This window comes from Thermomonas paludicola, from assembly GCF_024498955.1.
Taxonomy (GTDB): domain Bacteria; phylum Pseudomonadota; class Gammaproteobacteria; order Xanthomonadales; family Xanthomonadaceae; genus Thermomonas; species Thermomonas paludicola.
Genome location: NZ_CP093311.1, coordinates 631648 through 651140, shown reverse-complemented (window position 1 = coordinate 651140; position 19493 = coordinate 631648). Strand labels below are relative to the sequence as shown.

Here is a 19493-nt window from a genome sequence, read left to right as displayed (position 1 = left end):
GTGCTAAGGTTGGTTCGTTCTTATTTGCCGCCGCTACGCCGGTCGGCTTAACTCAGGCGTTAGGGCGCAATCGACTGGCGGATAAGTGAAAGCAATTCGTCGGTGTCCGCCATCGCGCAGCGGCCTACGTCATCGCCCACTGGATAAACCTCCCAATACGGCTCCCCAAAACAGCCAATTTCTTCGTACCCGTCCAAGTAAACGCTTGCGGTCTTGTCGCCCTCGGTCACGCGGAAGCGTGCCAACGCGCCGGAGAACGGCGGGATCACCTGCACCTTCCATCCGGCGTCAAACTTGATCGCGGGAATCTTGTCGATCCATCCGCGCCAGTCCTGCTCTGCTTCGATCTTGTATCGGTCAATGGTGGTCATTTCATCGCTCCGCTGTGGTTGCGCCCTAACAATTCATTCAAGCCGACTGCGCTTCGATCCGGCTCGGGGTTTGTGTTCTGCCGCAGCGCAGCGGCTTAATTCAACCGTTAGGTTGCATGGGAAATGATCTCGCCACTGTGTTTACAGCCATGCAGATTGCGCTCGCTACTATTGCTGTTTCTGGTATCCCCGCCTTTGTAAAACTTCGACAAAAGTTGCGTAGCAACTCCAAGCTGCCAGCGCTTGTTGTCGTTACATTTTGGCTGCTTGCCGGCCCCATAATTTCCCAAGCACTTAGTCGTTGGTTGCATGCTGGTCACCCGGCTGCGTTAGAACTTATGCATAGCCAAATCGCCAATGTTCCGCTCGCACATTTGTATTTAGCCAATGCCGCGCTGGTTGCCATGCTGTGCTGGCTGCTTGCATTCACCGTCCGCAAGCATGCAACCTAACAATTCGTTCAAGCCGACACCGCTTCACGGCCGCGAATTTTTTCGGTATGTTGCGTTTCTTGGTCGCGGCCGTGCAGCGGTGCGGCTTAACTCAGGTGTTATGACTCACAGCAGGCATCCCCGCCGCGTGTCGTGCCAAAGCAATAAGCGCGTCCCGAAACTCAATTGGCGTTGCGTTCGCTTCGCATCTCCCCAGCGTCGGCTTGTTCGCCGCTTTTCCTCGCTGGTCATGGAATCCAATCTGGTGCGTGCCTTTCGGCCTTCCCCATCGCAATTGCAGCGGCGGCTCGGTCCCGTGGTAGTAGAGCCACGTTGCTTTCGCCGCACGGTGTCCGTAGGCGCTTTGCCACACCTCACAAACCCATCCGCCATCGATGCACCGCTGCCAGCCAATGCCTGCGGGCGCTGCAAGCCCGTGCGCCGCCCATGCCCGAGTTTTTGCCGGGTGTTCCAGCACGCCGCCAAATCTGCACACGGATTCAAGCGCGTGGGCAAAGCATCCGCCGTCGTTTCCGGGTCGGTTGTGTTCGCCGCCCCACCGCTTGTAATTGATCGGCGCAAACGCGCCCCACAACTGGCACGGCGGGTGCGCAACGACCGGCCACGGCCCACGATATTTGCGGGCGTCTCTCTGTTCCGGCCAAGCGTCAATTCCCGGCAGTCCTGCATAGCATCCATCCGGCTGTACAAAAATTGCGGCAACGTGAGTCATAACAATTCATTCAAGCCGACGCCGCTTCGCGGCGCGGCTTAATTCAGGTGTTAGACCTGTGAAGAGCAACATGCCGCGCAGTGCTTGCAAAGTCATTGAAATCCGCGACAGCACACTACTTGGCAACGCATTTCTTTGATCTCGCTTGAACAGCAAGAAGCTTTCGAATTTGCAACAAGATCAAGGTCAAGATCTACAGCCTGCGTTCGTTTGTAGAGCAAGAGCCAGAGCGGGCTTCACGTGGCTGACACGGCGCTTGATTTCGTGGTACAAATTGGCGTTCCGGCCTGTTCGTTTCACGGTTCACCGCAAGAGCGCACAGGTCTAACAATTCGTTCAAGCCGATGCCACTTCACGGCCGCAATTTTTTTCGGTATGTTCGTTCTTATTTGCGGCCGTGCAGTGGCACGGCTTAACTCAGGTGTTAGACGCGCTCTGAATAGTCAATCATCACAAGGAGAAAGACATGTTCTGTCAAAAGTGTGGAGTTGAAAACTCAAACGATTCAAAGTTCTGCTCTGGTTGCGGCAAGAGCCTTGGTGCAACCAGCGTCGAAGTCGGTGTGGTTTCCATGGATAGCGGCGCTGTAAGTCAGATGACATTCGGGAAAGCGATATCAACGTGTTTTTCTAAATACGCAGACTTCAATGGCAGGTCTGCCAGGCCAGAGTACTGGTGGTTTTATCTATTTACAGTGCTTCTAAGTTGGGGCGCCATCTTGGTAGACAGTACGCAAATTCTATCTCTGGTTATTAACCTTGCCGTTCTGATCCCTGTTCTCGCAGCGGGCTCTCGCAGGCTTCATGACACGAATCACAGCGGCTGGTGGCAGCTAATCGCGTTTACTGTGATTGGGTTGATCCCCTTGATATATTGGCTCGCAAGTAAGGGAGACGACCGGGAGAATGACTACGGCAATCTGGTATAGAAACCGGGTTGTTCCGGCCGCGTTAATGCAAATCAGTGCTGGCGCGTCTAACCATTCGCTGCAGGGTCGACGGCCCTGACGGGCCGCGCCCTGAGCTCAAACGTTAGGCTGCGGAGAGACATTAATGCAACCCCAAGCAGAGAACCCATGTAATTGGAGATTGTCGATCCTCTTACATGCAGGTTACACACTTAGGCTCTCTGACAGTCCTAAAGACACGCTTGACTTACGCCATCCGTCACGACGCATAATCCCTGCAGGTGACGCGATGTTGTACCTACTTCCAGATGGCTCAATCTTGACAACCAAGTCAGATAGAGATGGGCTCCCAATAACCATCGCTGCTGATGATGACCAAGGATTCCGCCTACTTCTTTCAGGAGTGCCAACACCAACGTGGTGGGAGATCAACCAGGACAAATTTATTGATCGCTGTGTCCAAGCCGGGCTAGTGGTCGCCCTTCTCCTTGTGCTGTTCTTTAGCCGCACGCATTAATGGGGCCGCAGCCTAACAATTCATTCAAGCCGAAGCCGCTTCGCGGCTCGGCTTAATTCTGGTGTTAGGCACCAATGACAGCTCCCTACAAACCGCCACAAAAGATTCGCGAGTGGACCCTAGACATCTCTGGCGGCGAGTTGTATCAGCTCATGGCATTAGACAATCGCACGGTGTGCATTGCCGTTGGCCGCTTCGCGCATTCTTCCGGCTCTCGGACCTGCTCTTGGGAGGAGTTCCTAGCCGGCTCGCTCAACGACACCGTTCGAGACACAATGGGTCAAGGCGTGCTTGGTGAGGCGCTTGCCTTGGTTCAAGGCACCAGTCGTGGATAACGGTTCGCGGTTGGTGCCTAACAATTCATTCAAGCCGACGCCACTTCGTGGCGCGGCTTAATTCAGGTGTTAGGCGGCACATGCATGGATTCGCAAGCCATTAGAGACTGGGCAACCGCTTACATCGCTCTGCAGCAAGACAGCGAACGCTCGCTTGATGGCCACCCACTCTTTTGGGCGGCAGAGCGCTTCATGCTTCCCTCCGATGCGGCAAGCGCTGAGGATTGCTGGGCTGCAATTTTGGAGATTCTGTCGCGCAATCCACCCGATTCTGTCATTGGCAGCCTCGCCGCTGGACCGCTTGAGGATCTAATTGATTACGCTGGCCCCAACTTTATCGAGCGTATTGAACTTCATGCTCGGCGTGATCCGGCATTTCATCACCTACTTGGCGGTGTGTGGACCAGCAGCACACCAAGCGTATGGGCTCGTGTTGAAGCGGCTCGCGGTGGCACGTGGTAGTGCCGCCTAACAATTCGTTCAAGCCGACCCTACTTCGTGGCGGCGCCTGCGTGCTTGCGGTACGCTAGCACTCCGCCGCCGCCACTACGCAGGTCGGCTTAACTCAGGCGTTAGGTGGCACGTCGCACCCGTTGCAGCACTTTCGCGCCAGGCTCTTTGCCCATGCACTCCGCGCTGCAAAACTTCGCCACCTTTCCAGAATCGGCATCAAGCTCGCTGCCGTACCACGTCCACGAATCGTTCCACTCCGCGCAATGCCCGCAAATGCTGCATTCGTGCAGCACCGGCTCGCCGAGCATGCGGCGAGCGATGTTCTGCTCGCGCAGGCTTTCCGCGTCGATTTGCACCTTGGCGACTGCCTTGTTGATCCGTGTCGGTTCCATGTGCCACCTAACAATTCGTTCAAGCCGACGCCGCTTCGCGGCGCGGCTTAACTCAGGTGTTAGACCTGTGAAGAGCAACAAGCCGCGCTTTCCTTGCGAAGCCATTGAAACTCGCAACAGCTCATGATCTGGAAAGATGTTTTTGACCTCGCTTCAACGGCAAGAAGCTTTCAAATTTGCAACAAGATCAAAGTCAAAATCTACAGCCTGCGTTCGCTTGTAGAGCAAGAGCCAGAGCGAGTTTCGCGCAGCTGACACGGCGCTTGGTTTCGTGGTACAAATTCGCTTTCCAGCCTGTTCGTTTCGCGGTTCACCGCAAGAGCGCACAGGTCTAACAATTCGTTCAAGCCGATGCCACTTCACGGCCGCAATTTTTTTCGGTATGTTCGTTCTTGTTTGCGGCCGTGCAGTGGCACGGCTTAACTCAGGTGTTAGGCCTGTTCTGGAGAGTTCATGGGCTGGCTGATCTCCAAGTACTTGCTGACTGCAGCAGTCGTTGTGATCGTCTCGGAGGTGGCAAAGCGAAGCGACAAGCTCGGCGGCTTTCTCGCTGCACTGCCGCTTGTCACGTTTCTCGCCCTGATCTGGCTGTACGTCGACAAGCAGCCTCAGGCAAAAATCGCCAACCACGCCTGGTATACATTCTGGTACGTAGTTCCCACGCTGCCGATGTTCCTCGCCTTTCCTTGGCTACTCGCTCGTATCGGCTTCTGGCCAAGCATGCTGGCGTCCGCCGTCATCACCTTTGTCTGTTTTGGTTTGTTCGCAGTAGTGCTTCGCCCGTTTGGCATACACCTACTGCCGTAAACAGGCCTAACAATTCGTTCAAGCCGAGACCGTTTCGCGGCCTCGGCAGAGCAACGTAAGATTGTCACTCTGCCGTGGCCGCAAATCGGTCCGGCTTAACTCAGGTGTTAGGCGCTTAACCAAGGAGTCTTGCAAATGCCGCAACTTCCTCAAGGCGTGATCGTGCTGTTTGTTATCGCAATCGTGATGGCCGTTGTCACGCATTGGCGCATCCGGAATTTCTGGCTTGCGTCCGTGGCAAGCGGCGTTGCCACATTTGTTGTGTTTTACGTGGCCTGCTTCCTCCAAGCCGGGCCACCTGAGCCAACTGGGGCAAAGGCATTCGCACTCTTCGCCGGCTTTGGCTTCATTGTGGCGGTTGTGGCAGGCTTGGCTGCCAAGGTGCTGCGCCCGGCTTTATCGCGACGCGCCTAACAATTCGTTCAAGCCGACGCCGCTTCGCGGCGCGGCTTAACTCAGGTGTTAGAACTCACTGGGAGAATTTCGATCATGCACAAAAAGCTAGAAGATCCGCGCTTCGATTGCACGAACGCTATGCTTTGTTGGACCCCTGGAACAGCCAATGTCAAGCTTGTTCCTTGGCCGGACACAATCCGCGCTTCTGACGCTTACAGAAGCACAACTCTTGCATGCAACTCCTATGTCCACGGCAAAAATTTTGAACAAAGAAAAGCGATTGCATTTATTGAGGCAGTGCACCTGATCGTTAGAGACAAAGTCGATGCGGCTGCCGTTCACAATACAATGCTTGACTTGGAGGAATATCGCGACGGATGCGCTGAGGACATGCTTCGTGAGTTCTAACAATTCGTTCAAGCCGACGCCGCTTCGCGGCGCGGCTTAACTCAGGTGTTAGACCTGTGAAGAGCAACAAGCCGCGCGTGCTTTGCAAAGACATTGACACCCGCACAACGCATGATCTGATAAGACATTTTTTGACCTCGCTTCAACGGCAAGAAGCTTTCAAATTTGCAACAAGATCAAGGTCAAAATCTACAGCCTGCATTCGCTTGTAGAGCAAGAGCCAGAGCGGGCTTCACGTGGCTGACACGACGCTTGATTTCGTGGTACAAATTGGCTTTCCGGCCTGTTCGTTTCACGGCTCACCGCAAGAGCGCACAGGTCTAACAATTCATTCAAGCCGACGCCGCTTCGCGGCGCGGCTTAATTCAGGTGTTAGGGCGCGGGTGAAGGTTCAAGCCTCGTGCATCGCCTTCGTCGTACATGGAGCGATGGCGGCTATCGCGCTGGTTCCATCGCACGCAGGCGCGAGCCTCTAAATCGTCGTACTCATCACCCGTATAAATGCAATCTTCTTCGGTTTCGCTTCGTGCGCCGCATTCGTGGCAGAAAACAAACGCCCGTACTTCCTTTCCTATTTCCCCATAGCCATCTAGTCGCAGTGCAAGGCCATAGTCCGGGTGATCGTTTTGCACAATCACGGATGGCGGGCCTTCGCAGAAGGGGCATGGCAGCATCTTGATTGGCTTCATATTCGGGCCTCCGCGCCCTAACAATTCGCTCAACCCGACGCCGCTTCGGGTTCACGGTGAAATCACGCGCTCACGGCGGCGCGGGTTAGCTCAGGTGTTAGACCTGTGAAGAGCAACATGCCGCGCGTGCTTTGCAAAGACATTGACACCCGCACAACGCATGATCTGGCAAGACGTTTTTTGACCTCGCTTCAACGGCAAGAAGCTTTCAAGATTGCAACAAGATCAAGATCAAAATCTACAGCCTGCGTTCGCTTGTAGAGCAAGAGCCAGAGCGGGTTTCGCGCAGCTGACACGGCGCTTGGTTTCGTGGTACAAATTGGCTTTCCGGCCTGTTCGTTTCGCGGTTCACCGCAAGAGCGCACAGGTCTAACAATTCATTCAAGCCGACGCCGCTTCGCGGCGCGGCTTAATTCAGGTGTTAGACCCGTGAAGAGCAACAAGCCGCACACTTCTTGCAAAGCCATTAAAGCCTGCAACAGCTCATGATCTGGAAAGATATTTTTGACCTCGCTTCAACGGCAAGAAGCTTTCAAATTTGCAACAGGATCAAGATCAAAATCTACAGCCTGCGTTCGCTTGTAGAGCAAGAGCCAGAGCGGGTTTCACGCAGCTGACACGGCGCTTGGTTTCGTGGTACAAATTGGCTTTCCGGCCTGTTCGTTTCACGGCTCACCGCAAGAGCGCACAGGTCTAACAATTCATTCAAGCCGACGCCGCTTCGCGGCGCGGCTTAATTCAGGTGTTAGACCTGTGAAGAGCAACAAGCCGCGCATTCCTTTCAAAGTCATTGAAGCTCGCAACAGATCATGATCTGGCAAGGTGTTTTTTGACCTCGCTTCAACGGCAAGAAGCTTTCAAATTTGCAACAAGATCAAGATCAAAATCTACAGCCTGCATTCGCTTGTAGAGCAAGAGCCAGAGCGGGCTTCACGTGACTGACACGGCGCTTGATTTCGTGGTACAAATGGGTTTTCGGGCCTGTTCACTTTACGGTTCATTGCAAGAGCGCACAGGTCTAACAATTCGTTCAAGCCGATGCCACTTCACGGCCGCAATTTTTTTCGGTATGTTCGTTCTTGTTTGCGGCCGTGCAGTGGCACGGCTTAACTCAGGTGTTAGACCTGTGAAGAGCAACATGCCGCGCATTCCTTTCAAAGTCATTGAAGCTCGCAACAGCTCATGATCTGGAAAGATGTTTTTTGACCTCGCTTCAACGGCAAGAAGTCTTCAAATTTGCAACAAGATCAAGATCAAAATCTACAGCCTGCATTCGCTTGTAGAGCAAAAGCCAGAGCGGGCTTCACGTGGCTGACACGGCGCTTGGTTTCGTGGTACAAATTCGCTTTCCAGCCTGTTCGTTTCGCGGTTCACCGCAAGAGCGCACAGGTCTAACAATTCGTTCAAGCCGATGCCACTTCACGGCCGCAATTTTTTTCGGCATGTTCGTTCTTGTTTGCGGCCGTGCAGTGGCACGGCTTAACTCAGGTGTTAGACCTGTGAAGAGCAACATGCCGCGCATTCCTTTCAAAGTCATTGAAACCCGCAACAGCCCATGATCTGGCAAGATGTTTTTTGACCTCGCTTCAACGGCAAGAAGCTTTCAAATTTGCAACAAGATCAAGATCAGAATCTACAGCCTGCGCTCGCTTGTAGAGCAAGAGCCAGAGCGGGTTTCGCGCAGCTGACACGGCGCTTGGTTTCGTGGTACAAATTGGCTTTCCGGCCTGTTCGTTTCGCGGTTCACCGCAAGAGCGCACAGGTCTAACAATTCGTTCAAGCCGATGCCACTTCACGGCCGCAATTTTTTTCGGTATGTTCGTTCTTGTTTGCGGCCGTGCAGTGGCACGGCTTAACTCAGGTGTTAGGCCCGCATGGAAGTTCCGATGAAACTGACGAAACTTCAGAAGCTGGTTGCTGTGTATGAACGTTTCGGTGCTGAGATCGAAGCTATTCCTGATCCTTGGGCACAAAAACTCCATCGCAACTCCGTCGACACCGGTAGCTGGGTAGCCGGCCTTCTCGCCAAAGATTCAGCTCCTAGACCCAGCGAGATCGCATCCGGCTTGGAGCAAGGGCTTAGAGAGATGCCCGACATTATTGCTGCAGTCGGGGCTCAGTGCCGTCCCGCTGTGGCAAAGGCTTTCAATTCAGCAATTTCCACGGAATACCCTGAGTTCCAAAGCAGGGACGAGAAACGCCTTGACAAAGTATTGACCCGCGGCAAGATCAGAACTGAATCTGAATTTTACCTCGTCCGCTATCGGGTAGACGCCCTTGAGGGTGACCCACAGTTTGAGGCGCTGCTACGAAAGCTTTACGGGCTACTAGGCGCCTATGAACTGCGGGCCTAACAATTCATTCAAGCCGACGCCGCTTCGCGGCGCGGCTTAATTCAGGCGTTAGGGCGCATATGAAGATTGTCGCCATTGGTATGGTGATTTCATGCTGCTTGTTGTGTGCGTGCGCAAAGTCGGCGCATCAGCCTGCTGCGAGTCCCATCACTAGTAATCTCGCCGAAATATCTGGTCCATCGGCCAACGATTGCGGCATTCTTTATCTAGACGCTGATCTTGAGTCCGGCTGGAAATGCGCTGTGGAGAATGACGCAGCTGCACGTCCCTTCTGGCTCGCCGTTCAAACTCAAGGCATTGACTCAGATGCTTGGCGTGCAATTGGCCGCGACAGAAGTGGCAATCGGTATGTATTGAGCTACGACTCAAATCCCGCCGGCGGCCCAAGCTTGGATCCACGCGTTACGGTTGAGCCATGTGCCGGCAACTTTGAGTGGGCTCATCAGGAAGCTTATGTTCTTGGGTGCTCTGGGTCTGCGCCCTAACAAGTCGTTCAAGCCGAGACCGCTTCGCGGCTCGGCTTAAATGGTAATTTGTACCATTACGCCAAGCCGCGCAGCGGTCCGGCTTAACTCAGGTGTTAGGCCGTGACCACACATAGCGACATTTTCATTAAAGCACCGGACTCAACCGCTCTCGCTGAGTTCTCCGCGCGAGCTTTTCAGGCGCTTGGGGTTCTTGAGCACGAAGAGCGCGAGAGTGGTAACTATGTTGAGGGGCTCTACTTCTGTTCGGTCGGCCAAGACCCCGAGTTAGAAATCTGCTACTCAGATGACGAGAGACTCTCCGAGTACCGTTTTTGGCTACCCATCTCGGCAAACTCGATGTCTGCGGACACGTACGCCAATCAGTCAGCTATGGTGCTTGCGGAGCTAGGCTATGAATGTTTTGTGCCCACACCGGGCTGGGCTCGAAAGGACTGGGATGGCGGTGGCTCGCACTTCACGGCCTAACAATTCATTCAAGCCGAACCCGCTTCGCGGGTCGGCTTAATTCAGGTGTTAGACCTCACTCCGTGCAGCTTCGATTCTGCGGGCATGACGTTCTGCCGCAGCACTGCTCCGGGCGGAAGCAGAAAGGCGGAAATTTGCCGTGAACCGGGTGGTCTAGCTGCCAGATAACCGGGCTTGCCGGGTACGGCAGCGTTTTCAGTTCAGGCTTCCACTTATTGCCGCCAACCTCGGCCGTCTTGCCTGTCAACTTCTCGGCAATCTGCACCGCGTCATAAGCATTTTCGCCCTGGCAGTAGCCCTTCGTCCCGTCCGTGAATGTGATCCAAAAGCCTTGCATGTGAGTCTCCAATCAGTGAGGTCTAACAACGCGTTGCAGCCGATGCCGCTTCGCGTCACGGCTGAACTTGGTCGTTAGACCTGTGAAGAGCAACCTGCCGCGCACACTTTGCAAAGTCATTGAAACCCGCGACAGCACACTACCTGGCAACGCATTTCTTTGACCTCGCTTGAACGGCAAGAAGCCTTCAAATTTGCAACAAGATCAAGGTCAAAATCTACAGCCTGCATTCGCTTGTAGAGCAAGAGCCAGAGCGGGCTTCACGTGGCTGACACGACGCTTGATTTCGTGGTACAAATTGGCTTTCCGGCCTGTTCGTTTCACGGCTCACCGCAAGAGCGCACAGGTCTAACAATTCATTCAAGCCGACGCCGCTTCGCGGCGCGGCTTAATTCAGGTGTTAGATGCCAGTGGAGATATCAGTGATACCTGAAGCATGGCGCTTCCCAATACTTATCATCGTGTCGCTGATCGTCTTCGTGCTGATCTTGTGCTTCATCACTCGTCGACGACCTACCCGACCAACCTCTCTCTCGGTACTAATCATTGCTGCAATAGTTGTTGTTGGCGGCATGCTCTTTGCCAAAATCACTCAAAACGCTGGCTGGCCTTGGTGGATCTATTACACCGTTCCAGCTATGGTTACGCTTCTTCTTCCGCCAGTTTCCTTCCACTTCTCAAGGCAAGAGCTTTGGCGTTATCTGGTGTTAGCATTCCTGTCTGCGCCAGCCATTCATGTGGCTTTCTCTCTCCTACTTGGCTGGCACGATTACATGCCATTCCTTCCAGTGCCCTCGTTGCAAGAGCTACTAGGCCACGGTGAGTCTGGCATCTAACAATTCGTTCAAGCCGACACTACTTCATGGCAACTCATGCGTGTTTACGCTACGCTAACACGCATTCGCCGCCATTTCGTAGTGCGGCTTAACTCAGGCGTTAGGCCTCACAATTCACCAGATGATCACGATCGCCCCAGCCCAAGAGGAATTCGCCGCGAGCTATCGCGAGTGCCTTGACCTCGTTGCGAAAGAAAGGAAGTACCTCGCCCAGATTGAGGCGCTTCCACTTGAACGGATCGCCGGGTTTGTCCGAGAGAGCGTGGTCAACGACGCGATTCAGTTCTTCGCGCTTGATGGGAATCGCGTAGTTGGATGGGCAGATATCTTTCCCGCGTGGGCACACGCAGTCAGCCACTGCGGAACCCTTGGAATGGGAGTGCATCCTGACTATCGCGCAAAGGGCCTCGGAACTCGTCTCCTGCGAGCCTGCATCGACAAGGCCTGGATCAAGGGCATCACCCGAATCGTCCTTGAAGTGCGCGAAGACAACAGTCGAGCCATAGCTCTGTACGAAAAGATGGGGTTCAAGACGGAAGCGCTGATGCAGAAAGCATTGAGGTATGACGGCATCTACTTCAACGCGCTCCAGATGCGGCTACTGAAGCCGTGAGGCCTAACATGTCGGTCAACCGGAGGCGCCACGGCAGGCCAGCCGGGCCGTGCGACCGCCTTGGTTCATCGTCGGCCGCACGGCCCGGCCGTCCTGCCGCGCCGCCCCGGTTACCTCTACGTTAGGTTGCAAGAGCGATCTACATCGCTTGCATGTCACCCGATCAGCGTTGTCGGATGTTTCCGGAAGCATCGGTGATTCATCGGAAATTAAGCAGATCCGACGGTTGCACAGCGTTGTTTGAGCGTCGCGCGTCCAGTGCCAGCGCGTGTACTCGACCTCACTCAAACGGCGCTTGATTTCTCTTTTTGCCCATCGAACCGCATGTTGCTCTGTCATCGTATTCTCCAGTTACAACCTAACAATTCGTTGCAGCGGAAGCCGTTTCACGGCTCCGCTGAACTCAGGCGTTAGGCGCCAAATCAACCATCATTGCAACTGACATGGCCATCAGCGAATTCGAGACCAAGCGACTTGAGAAGGTCATTGGCAGTTTCATCGAAAAGCATCGTCCGCCTCCGCATATCCGAGCAGAGCTTGATCTTGCCTTTCGTATCAACGGGCAAAGCGTTGAAATATTTGAGGTTCGCCCCCGCTGGAGGGGAGAACCCGGCGAAACCATGGAGCATCCTGTTGCAAAGGCCACGTACGTCAAGACCCAAGCACTCTGGAAGGTCTTCTGGATGCGAGCCGATCTAAAGTGGCACAGCTATCCGCCAATGCCTCGGGTCGGTACCATCGAGAAGTTCCTGGCGCTGGTCGGTGAAGACAAGCACGCATGCTTTTTCGGCTAGCAATTGGCGCCTAACAATTCGTTCAAGCCGAGACCGCTTCGCGGCTCGGCTTAGTGCGGTAACGTGTACCACACCGCCGTGCCGCGCAGCGGTCCGGCTTAACTCAGGTGTTAGACCTGTGAAGAGCAAAAAGCCGCACACCTCTTGCAAAGCCATTGAAGCCTGCAACAGCTCATGATCTGGCAAGGTGTTTTTTGACCTCGCTTCAACGGCAAGAAGTCTTCAAATTTGCAACAAGATCAAGATCAAAATCTACAGCCTGCATTCGCTTGTAGAGCAAAAGCCAGAGCGGGCTTCACGTGGCTGACACGGCGCTTGGTTTCGTGGTACAAATTCGCTTTCCAGCCTGTTCGTTTCGCGGTTCACCGCAAGAGCGCACAGGTCTAACAATTCGTTCAAGCCGATGCCACTTCACGGCCGCAATTTTTTTCGGTATGTTCGTTCTTGTTTGCGGCCGTGCAGTGGCACGGCTTAACTCAGGTGTTAGACTTCTTTATGGAACATAGTCGTGACCAGCACAGCACAGCACAGCACAGCACAGCAAACTAAAACGCAGACTGTGCCTTGTCTACATTATTGGCGTACATCTACTGGTTGCGGTTTTAATCTTCAAGACCGATTTCATTCCAAAGTTCAAAGCAAAGTTTCTCGCCACAGCAACGGCGATCAACCCTCATGGCGAGAGAATGATTGTTTATCATCAAGCAATGGATGCTTCAGTTCCGGCAGGAGCAACAATTTTTCTTGGTGACAGCATCACACAAGGCTTAGCCACAGCAGCGGTTTCGCCATCGTCAGTGAACTACGGCATCGGCTCGGAGACAACTTCAGAACTTCTTGCCAACATTCCAAAATATCAATCACTAGAACGCGCCTCTGTCGCCTTCTTAATGATCGGAATTAATGACATCTCGCACGGAAAAACACAGCACCTGGCTTCTCAGCTCCGAGCGGTATCAGCCGCAATGCCAAAAGATCTTCCGTTAGTTTGGAGTGGCATCATGCCCGCATACTCCTCAAAGATTGACCCTTTTCAAATTGCGTCCGCAAATCGCGTCGTAAAAGAGGAATGTGCTGCACGCGGCAATTGCATTTACGTAGACACCCAAAGACTGCTTTCGGCAGGCGGCGCCAATCTATTCCGTGACGGCGTACACCCAAACGATAAAGGTTACGCAATTTGGATTGCCGCTCTCCGCAAAGCATATCAAGAGTTATCGGAGAAGAAGTCTAACAATTCATTCAAGCCGACGCCGCTTCGCGGCGCGGCTTAATTCAGGTGTTAGCCTGCACATGCGGCATATATCGCACGTCAATTCCATTGATTTTTCCGCCGTCCTTCCCAATCGCGCGCCCTTCGCAAGTAGCGCAAATTGGTCTGTCCGGCGGTGCCGCATCCATCAGACGCGTTTTCTTGCGCTTACTCACGAGTAGCGTCATGTCGCACCAGCAAGAAACAGCCAGGTGAGACTTCCCGAGAATCGTAATCATTTCAACGAATCTCACGCGATGTGCATACAACCCTGCATCAGATGCGGCGAAAGGCAAAGCCTTCTTCACATGCGCACGTTGCACGTTTGGTGATGTGTATTTCGGCTGTCTCTTGCGCTCCAAAACGATCATGCTTGCTTTCCAAGTCTGCGCAGGCTAACAATTCATTCAAGCCGACGCCGCTTCGCGGCGCGGCTTAACTCAGGTGTTAGGCGTCAAAAGACGGGTCAGCGCCTCGCCAGCCTTCTCACCGAATGTGTCGCTCGCCCAAGCCCTGTAGGCCTCTTGCTTAGTCTTGTAACCGTTGAACGTCACGTCTGGGCAATCTCTGGTTTTGTATCCATACTTGCCGCCCCAGCCGGGGCCGCACGGGATAACAATTACCCCAGCATCTTCGGCAAACTGTCTCAGTGTTGGCTTCATTGTTCTCTCTCGTTGACGCCTAACTAGGCGTTCTAGCCGAAGCGGCTGCGCCGCTCGGCTAAACTTTTGTGTTAGACCTCACTCCCACCTTCATCGAGTAGAGCATGGCAAAGGAACTTACCTGGCGTGAAGCCATCGACAAGGTGCTGGGAGCGGCAACTACGCCGCTGCACTATAAAGAGATCGCTGAGAAAATTATCGCTGACGGATTACGCATCAGCCTTGGAGCAACGCCCGCTGCAACGGTCAATGCTCAAATCAGTTCATCGATCAAGCGCGATGGCGCGTCATCGCCTTATGTTCGTGTGGCAAAGGGCACGTTCGCGCTAGCTAAATCCTCAGCTGCCGCAGCCTCCCCGATCAAAGACAAGCTAACTCCCACCATCGAAGAGTCCGATGAGTCGGAAGAGCAATATGACATTGTTAGCTCATTCGGGATGTTTTGGCGCAGAGACGCGATTCAGTGGGTTGCAACGCCAAAACTGCTCGGGATGCAGCAATTGGGCGCTACGCCTGTAGATTTCAATAAGCAGCTCGGGATTTATTTGCTATATGACGGCCGCGAGGTCATCTACATTGGTCGCACAACTGATCGTCCATTGGGGCGCCGTCTCTTTGAGCACACCCTTGATCGCTTGGCCGCCCGCTGGGACCGGTTTTCTTGGTTTGGGCTTCTACCCGTCTCAGAGTCTGGTCAACTCGGACCTTTGCCAGCCACATATGAGGCGGCAAAGATGATTCCTGCGCTAGAAGCAATCCTGATTGAGGCGCTTGAGCCTCGCCAAAATCGAAAACGTGGCGATGACTTGTCGGCCGTTGAGTTCATCCAACGCGAAGATCCGGAGATTCAAAAGAAACGGGTTAAGGCCTCTCTCGAAGCAGCAATTGAAAAGATGTGAGGTCTAACAATTCATTCAAGCCGACGCCGCTTCGCGGCGCGGCTTAATTCAGGTGTTAGATTGCCCCAAGCATATGCGCTACTTGACAGTCCGGAACCATCTCAAGCCTTACGTGATCGTGTCGCGGCGAAAAACGACGATCAATCACGCTTTTGCTGCGGCAGTCGCGCCGAGCGACGACTACGACGATCAGCGCGTCAGAGAGGCCGTTGCCATTCTCGGCCAAGATCCAGATCAAGACCTCCTCTGCGCTTACTGTGGAGCCCTCGCTCAAACGTGGGATCATGTTTTTGCCACGGTCAAGGACTCGCGTTTTAGCGGGCACGGGCACCGACTGGGCAACTTGCTCCCGTGCTGCAAGCCATGCAATTCGGCAAAAGGCAACAAAGACTGGCGCCGTTTTCTTGCAGAGCTTGGATTGCCGGCTTCTACACATCAGGCAGCGGAGCATCGTATTGCAACGTACCTGTCCACGCTCTCCCTCCAAGACTCGGTTCCCGACAGCTCACCGGAGTACGAGAGGCTTCTCCAGATCAGAACTGAGGTACTCGGGCTTCTGGCGGAGGCGGACGAGCTTGCCAAGATAATTCGCGAGCGGCAATTTAACAATTCGTTCAAGCCGAAGCCGCTTCGCGGCTCGGCTTAACTCAGGTGTTAGGCCGCATGGGCAAGTCCTCAATGAACGAATTCAAGACCCTTGCCGCACTTTTCTCGGCGCTTCTTGGGGCTTGGGCCATTGGCGCTTTCGCAAACGCACTTGTTCCTTACGCGCTTGCGATCTCGTGCATCTGGTTCGCATTCCTGTGGTGGCGCAAGCGCGGAACCCCCAATGACTTTGCTGTCCGCTTCGGCGTTGCGTGCCTTGCGTTAGCCCTTCTCGCCATATTCTTGCGCTCGGTCGCATTCGGCGGGCATGCTGCGGCCTAACAATTCATTCAAGCCGACGCCGCTTCGCGGCGCGGCTTAACTCAGGTGTTAGGCGCCAAATCAACCATCATTGCAACTGACATGGCCATCAGCGAATTCGAGACCAAGCGACTTGAGAAGGTCATTGGCAGTTTCATCGAAAAGCATCGTCCGCCTCCGCATATCCGAGCAGAGCTTGATCTTGCCTTTCGTATCAACGGGCAAAGCGTTGAAATATTTGAGGTTCGCCCCCGCTGGAGGGGAGAACCCGGCGAAACCATGGAGCATCCTGTTGCAAAGGCCACGTACGTCAAGACCCAAGCACTCTGGAAGGTCTTCTGGATGCGAGCCGATCTAAAGTGGCACAGCTATCCGCCAATGCCTCGGGTCGGTACCATCGAGAAGTTCCTGGCGCTGGTCGGTGAAGACAAGCACGCATGCTTTTTCGGCTAGCAATTGGCGCCTAACAATTCGTTCAAGCCGAGACCGCTTCGCGGCTCGGCTTAGTGCGGTAACGTGTACCACACCGCCGTGCCGCGCAGCGGTCCGGCTTAACTCAGGTGTTAGGTGCCACGGGGGAGATCATGGAAGCTGACATCGCTCAAATCAAAGTTCTCTTGTGGATTATTCTCTGCCTCCTGCTTTTCTTCATCGCGTCCAACATCCTTTGCCGTATCTTCAACTGTGGCCAACCGCGAAGCGAAAAATTCGGTGACCTTTGGCAAAAAGGCCAGATTGATGACTTGATAGCCAAAACACGGCTTCGTTTACAAGAGCATCCTCACGACATCTCTGCGCTCTACTTCGGCGCCAAGGCCTTGGCTGCAAGCGGCCTACATGACAGCGCCAGAGGCTACATTCAGCGACTCATGCTCATAGAACCAACACTGCATGATCAGTGCAAAGAACAGCTAGATGCCATAGACAGACTGTCGGGTGGCACCTAACAATTCGTCCAAGCCGATGCCGCTTCGCGGCACGGCTTAACTCAGGTGTTAGACCTGTGAAGAGCAACATGCCGCGCATTCCTTTCAAAGTCATTGAAACTCGCAACAGCTCATGATCTGGAAAGATGTTTTTTGACCTCGCTTCAACGGCAAAAAGCTTTCAAATTTGCAACAAGATCAAGATCAAAATCTACAGCCTGCGTTCGCTTGTAGAGCAAGCGCCAGAGCGGGCTTCACGTGGCTGACACGGCGCTTGGTTTCGTGGTACAAATTGGCTTTCCGGCCTGTTCACTTTACGGTTCATTGCAAGAGCGCACAGGTCTAACAATTCATTCAAGCCGACGCCGCTTCGCGGCGCGGCTTAATTCAGGTGTTAGACCTGTGAAGAGCAACAAGCCGCGCGTGCTTTGCAAAGACATTGACACCCGCACAACGCATGATCTGATAAGACATTTTTTGACCTCGCTTCAACGGCAAGAAGCTTTCAAATTTGCAACAAGATCAAGGTCAAAATCTACAGCCTGCATTCGCTTGTAGAGCAAGAGCCAGAGCGGGCTTCACGTGGCTGACACGACGCTTGATTTCGTGGTACAAATTGGCTTTCCGGCCTGTTCGTTTCACGGCTCACCGCAAGAGCGCACAGGTCTAACAATTCATTCAAGCCGACGCCGCTTCGCGGCGCGCCTTAATTCAGGTGTTAGACCTGCGAAGAGCAACAGGCCGCGCATTCTCTGCAAAGTCATTGAAACCCGCGACAGCGCACTACCTGGCAACGCATTTCTTTGACCTCGCTTGAACGGCAAGAAGCTTTCAAATTTGCAACAAGATCAAGATCAGAATCTACAGCCTGCATTCGCTTGTAGAGCAAGAGCCAGAGCGGGTTTCGCGCAACTGACACGGCGCTTGATTTCGTGGTACAAATTGGCGTTCCGGCCTGTTCGTTTCGCGGTTCACCGCAAGAGCGCACAGGTCTAACAATTCGTTCAAGCCGATGCCACTTCACGGCCGCAATTTTTTTCGGTATGTTCGTTCTTGTTTGCGGCCGTGCAGTGGCACGGCTTAACTCAGGTGTTAGACCTGCATGCCAACACTCTCGTTTACTGAATGCTTCGCCAAGTACGGCGCCAAGTTGACCAACCCAATGTGGGCTGTCTCGGCACAGGCGGCTGACGGGTCAATCGTGATCAGCTGCTGGAACAACTACTTCAGCCGGCCGGACAAAGACACTCTCCGCTATAAGGACACCCTTTCGCGATGGGAAGGAAACTCGCTTGGCAACAACCTGCTCCGCGAGCATATCTCTTTGGCAAAAGCCCAAGATCTTCCTATCAGGCTCGTGGTGGCAACGGCACAGAACACGCCTCACCTTGACGCCGGCTGGGACGCCAGCAAGATTTCCAAGACCTTCCACATCAAACCTGAACTTGTCGGCCGCCTTGTCTCATTTGACGGAGATGAGTTTGTGATTGATTACTGCAGGTCTAACAATTCGTTCAAGCCGAGACCGCTTCGCGGCTCGGCTTAAATGGTGGCGTGTACCATCACGCCGTGCCGCGCAGCGGTCCGGCTTAACTCAGGTGTTAGATCTGGAACGATTCTTCATGACTCTTTGGAAAAGCATCAAAGACAGAGCAGCGCTAGACCGCCTTCAGGACGAGGCGTATCACGCCGCTGCCGTTGATGAAATCAGCTCCGGCCAGAGGCGAGATGGCCTATGGGCCAAAGCTATCATCGAGAGCGGTGGAGACGAGGTAAGAGCAAAGGTTGCCTATCTTAGGCTTCTGGTAGTTGCATTACGGGACGAGCATTACTTGGCTACTAGGGTCGCAGAGCTGCACCCAGATCCAGCGCCACCTGCCAGACCTGATTCAATTCGCCCCGGGCCTGTACGCGACAAATCCGTCGCAACACGCTGTGCCGAAGCTATTCAAAACGGGCGCGCCACTTTTGAGACCTACGCCGACCTGTTGGCCACGGTTGGTGGCAGCATTGAGTCCAAAGGATTCCTGTTTGGGATGCACTATGTCGTCAATTATGGCGGACGCCAAGTGCGCGTCGACCACTTTGATGACTTGCAAGGCTGGTTTGTTAAAAGCGTAATTCCCAACCTAGGCCTTAACCAGATCTAACAATTCATTCAAGCCGTCGCCGCTTCGCGGCGCGGCTTAACTCAGGTGTTAGACCTGTGAAGAGCAACAAGCCGCGCTTTCCTTACAAAGCCATTGAAACCCACAACAGCTCATGACCTGGAAAGATGTTTTTTGACCTCGCTTCAATGGCAAAAAGCTTTCAAATTTGCAACAAGATCAAGGTCAAAATCTACAGCCTGCATTCGCTTGTAGAGCAAGAGCCAGAGCGGGTTTCGCGCAGCTGACGCGGCACTTGATTTCGTGGTACAAATTCGCTTTCCAGCCTGTTCGTTTCGCGGTTCACCGCAAGAGCGCACAGGTCTAACAATTCGTTCAAGCCGATGCCACTTCACGGCCGCAATTTTTTTCGGT

At 53.9% G+C, this 19493-nt stretch carries 24 protein-coding genes; 18 read left to right on the top strand and 6 right to left on the bottom strand.

Annotation, left to right across the window (positions count from 1 at the left end):
• Window positions 1-59: 59 nt before the first annotated feature.
• Window positions 60-371 (bottom strand): hypothetical protein, encoded by a 312-nt coding sequence (locus LIW09_RS03140; RefSeq protein ID WP_256646515.1) that lies wholly within the window; start codon window positions 369-371, stop codon window positions 60-62.
• 116 nt (window positions 372-487) lie between these two features.
• Here LIW09_RS03140 and LIW09_RS03135 point away from each other — a divergent pair, with 116 nt between their 5' ends.
• From LIW09_RS03135 to LIW09_RS03125, 3 genes are all read left to right on the top strand, one after another.
• On the top strand, window positions 488-823 hold the full coding sequence (locus LIW09_RS03135) for a hypothetical protein (protein WP_256646514.1): 336 nt from the start codon (window positions 488-490) through the stop codon (window positions 821-823).
• Window positions 824-2001: 1178 nt separating this feature from the next.
• Window positions 2002-2463, top strand: a complete 462-nt coding sequence (locus LIW09_RS03130) for a DUF805 domain-containing protein (RefSeq protein ID WP_338064830.1) — start codon at window positions 2002-2004, stop codon at window positions 2461-2463.
• A 915-nt stretch (window positions 2464-3378) separates the two neighbouring features.
• The gene (locus tag LIW09_RS03125) at window positions 3379-3756 is read left to right on the top strand and encodes a DUF6869 domain-containing protein (RefSeq protein WP_256646513.1); all 378 of its coding nucleotides are present in this window, start codon (window positions 3379-3381) and stop codon (window positions 3754-3756) included.
• Between the two features lie 110 nt (window positions 3757-3866).
• On the opposite strand, the gene LIW09_RS03120 is transcribed toward LIW09_RS03125, so the two are convergent.
• Window positions 3867-4244 (bottom strand): hypothetical protein, encoded by a 378-nt coding sequence (locus LIW09_RS03120; protein ID WP_256646512.1) that lies wholly within the window; start codon window positions 4242-4244, stop codon window positions 3867-3869.
• Between the two features lie 348 nt (window positions 4245-4592).
• On the opposite strand from LIW09_RS03120, the gene LIW09_RS03115 reads away from it, so the two are divergent.
• Window positions 4593-4946 (top strand): DUF3147 family protein, encoded by a 354-nt coding sequence (locus tag LIW09_RS03115; protein WP_256646511.1) that lies wholly within the window; start codon window positions 4593-4595, stop codon window positions 4944-4946.
• 135 nt (window positions 4947-5081) lie between these two features.
• A complete protein-coding gene (locus LIW09_RS03110) occupies window positions 5082-5360 on the top strand; it encodes a hypothetical protein (RefSeq protein ID WP_256646510.1) in 279 nt (92 codons plus the stop codon).
• Between the two features lie 755 nt (window positions 5361-6115).
• On the opposite strand, the gene LIW09_RS03105 is transcribed toward LIW09_RS03110, so the two are convergent.
• Window positions 6116-6439 (bottom strand): Lar family restriction alleviation protein, encoded by a 324-nt coding sequence (locus LIW09_RS03105; RefSeq protein WP_256646509.1) that lies wholly within the window; start codon window positions 6437-6439, stop codon window positions 6116-6118.
• Window positions 6440-8325: 1886 nt separating this feature from the next.
• Between LIW09_RS03105 and LIW09_RS03100 the strand changes: the two genes are divergently transcribed.
• Both LIW09_RS03100 and LIW09_RS03095 read left to right on the top strand, forming a co-directional pair.
• Window positions 8326-8793, top strand: coding sequence for a hypothetical protein (locus LIW09_RS03100; RefSeq protein ID WP_256646508.1), 468 nt, complete (start codon window positions 8326-8328; stop codon window positions 8791-8793).
• Window positions 8794-9380: 587 nt separating this feature from the next.
• Window positions 9381-9746 (top strand): hypothetical protein, encoded by a 366-nt coding sequence (locus LIW09_RS03095; RefSeq protein WP_256646507.1) that lies wholly within the window; start codon window positions 9381-9383, stop codon window positions 9744-9746.
• Between the two features lie 55 nt (window positions 9747-9801).
• Here the strand turns inward: LIW09_RS03095 and LIW09_RS03090 are convergent, their stop codons facing one another.
• Complete coding sequence (locus LIW09_RS03090) at window positions 9802-10083, bottom strand: hypothetical protein (RefSeq protein ID WP_256646506.1); 282 nt, start codon at window positions 10081-10083, stop codon at window positions 9802-9804.
• A gap of 461 nt (window positions 10084-10544) precedes the next feature.
• Between LIW09_RS03090 and LIW09_RS03085 the strand changes: the two genes are divergently transcribed.
• Together LIW09_RS03085 and LIW09_RS03080 are read left to right on the top strand one after the other, a co-directional pair.
• On the top strand, window positions 10545-10919 hold the full coding sequence (locus LIW09_RS03085) for a hypothetical protein (RefSeq protein ID WP_256646505.1): 375 nt from the start codon (window positions 10545-10547) through the stop codon (window positions 10917-10919).
• A 121-nt stretch (window positions 10920-11040) separates the two neighbouring features.
• The gene (locus tag LIW09_RS03080) at window positions 11041-11532 is read left to right on the top strand and encodes a GNAT family N-acetyltransferase (RefSeq protein WP_256646504.1); all 492 of its coding nucleotides are present in this window, start codon (window positions 11041-11043) and stop codon (window positions 11530-11532) included.
• A gap of 15 nt (window positions 11533-11547) precedes the next feature.
• On the opposite strand, the gene LIW09_RS03075 is transcribed toward LIW09_RS03080, so the two are convergent.
• Window positions 11548-11871 carry a hypothetical protein gene (locus LIW09_RS03075; protein ID WP_256646503.1) on the bottom strand — a complete coding sequence of 108 codons (324 nt, stop codon included), beginning with the start codon at window positions 11869-11871 and terminating at the stop codon, window positions 11548-11550.
• Between the two features lie 104 nt (window positions 11872-11975).
• On the opposite strand from LIW09_RS03075, the gene LIW09_RS03070 reads away from it, so the two are divergent.
• Both LIW09_RS03070 and LIW09_RS03065 read left to right on the top strand, forming a co-directional pair.
• Window positions 11976-12326, top strand: a complete 351-nt coding sequence (locus LIW09_RS03070) for a DUF3024 domain-containing protein (RefSeq protein ID WP_223629835.1) — start codon at window positions 11976-11978, stop codon at window positions 12324-12326.
• A gap of 686 nt (window positions 12327-13012) precedes the next feature.
• Window positions 13013-13600, top strand: coding sequence for an SGNH/GDSL hydrolase family protein (locus tag LIW09_RS03065; protein ID WP_256646502.1), 588 nt, complete (start codon window positions 13013-13015; stop codon window positions 13598-13600).
• A gap of 1 nt (window position 13601) precedes the next feature.
• Here LIW09_RS03065 and LIW09_RS03060 read toward each other — a convergent pair whose 3' ends face one another.
• Window positions 13602-13949: a hypothetical protein gene (locus tag LIW09_RS03060; RefSeq protein WP_256646501.1), complete on the bottom strand. Its 348-nt coding sequence runs from the start codon at window positions 13947-13949 to the stop codon at window positions 13602-13604.
• A 395-nt stretch (window positions 13950-14344) separates the two neighbouring features.
• Between LIW09_RS03060 and LIW09_RS03055 the strand changes: the two genes are divergently transcribed.
• From LIW09_RS03055 to LIW09_RS03025, 7 genes are all read left to right on the top strand, one after another.
• The gene (locus LIW09_RS03055; protein ID WP_256646500.1) at window positions 14345-15139 is read left to right on the top strand and encodes an HTH domain-containing protein; all 795 of its coding nucleotides are present in this window, start codon (window positions 14345-14347) and stop codon (window positions 15137-15139) included.
• 112 nt (window positions 15140-15251) lie between these two features.
• Window positions 15252-15785, top strand: coding sequence for an HNH endonuclease signature motif containing protein (locus tag LIW09_RS03050; protein WP_256646499.1), 534 nt, complete (start codon window positions 15252-15254; stop codon window positions 15783-15785).
• Between the two features lie 17 nt (window positions 15786-15802).
• Entirely contained in the window at window positions 15803-16066 is a 264-nt protein-coding gene (locus tag LIW09_RS03045) for a hypothetical protein (protein ID WP_256646498.1), read from the top strand.
• Window positions 16067-16147: 81 nt separating this feature from the next.
• A complete protein-coding gene (locus tag LIW09_RS03040) occupies window positions 16148-16498 on the top strand; it encodes a DUF3024 domain-containing protein (RefSeq protein ID WP_223629835.1) in 351 nt (116 codons plus the stop codon).
• A gap of 131 nt (window positions 16499-16629) precedes the next feature.
• The gene (locus tag LIW09_RS03035; protein ID WP_256646497.1) at window positions 16630-16992 is read left to right on the top strand and encodes a hypothetical protein; all 363 of its coding nucleotides are present in this window, start codon (window positions 16630-16632) and stop codon (window positions 16990-16992) included.
• A 1081-nt stretch (window positions 16993-18073) separates the two neighbouring features.
• Window positions 18074-18517 (top strand): hypothetical protein, encoded by a 444-nt coding sequence (locus LIW09_RS03030; RefSeq protein ID WP_256646490.1) that lies wholly within the window; start codon window positions 18074-18076, stop codon window positions 18515-18517.
• Between the two features lie 76 nt (window positions 18518-18593).
• Window positions 18594-19121: a hypothetical protein gene (locus LIW09_RS03025; RefSeq protein ID WP_256646496.1), complete on the top strand. Its 528-nt coding sequence runs from the start codon at window positions 18594-18596 to the stop codon at window positions 19119-19121.
• The last annotated feature ends 372 nt before the right edge of the window (window positions 19122-19493 follow it).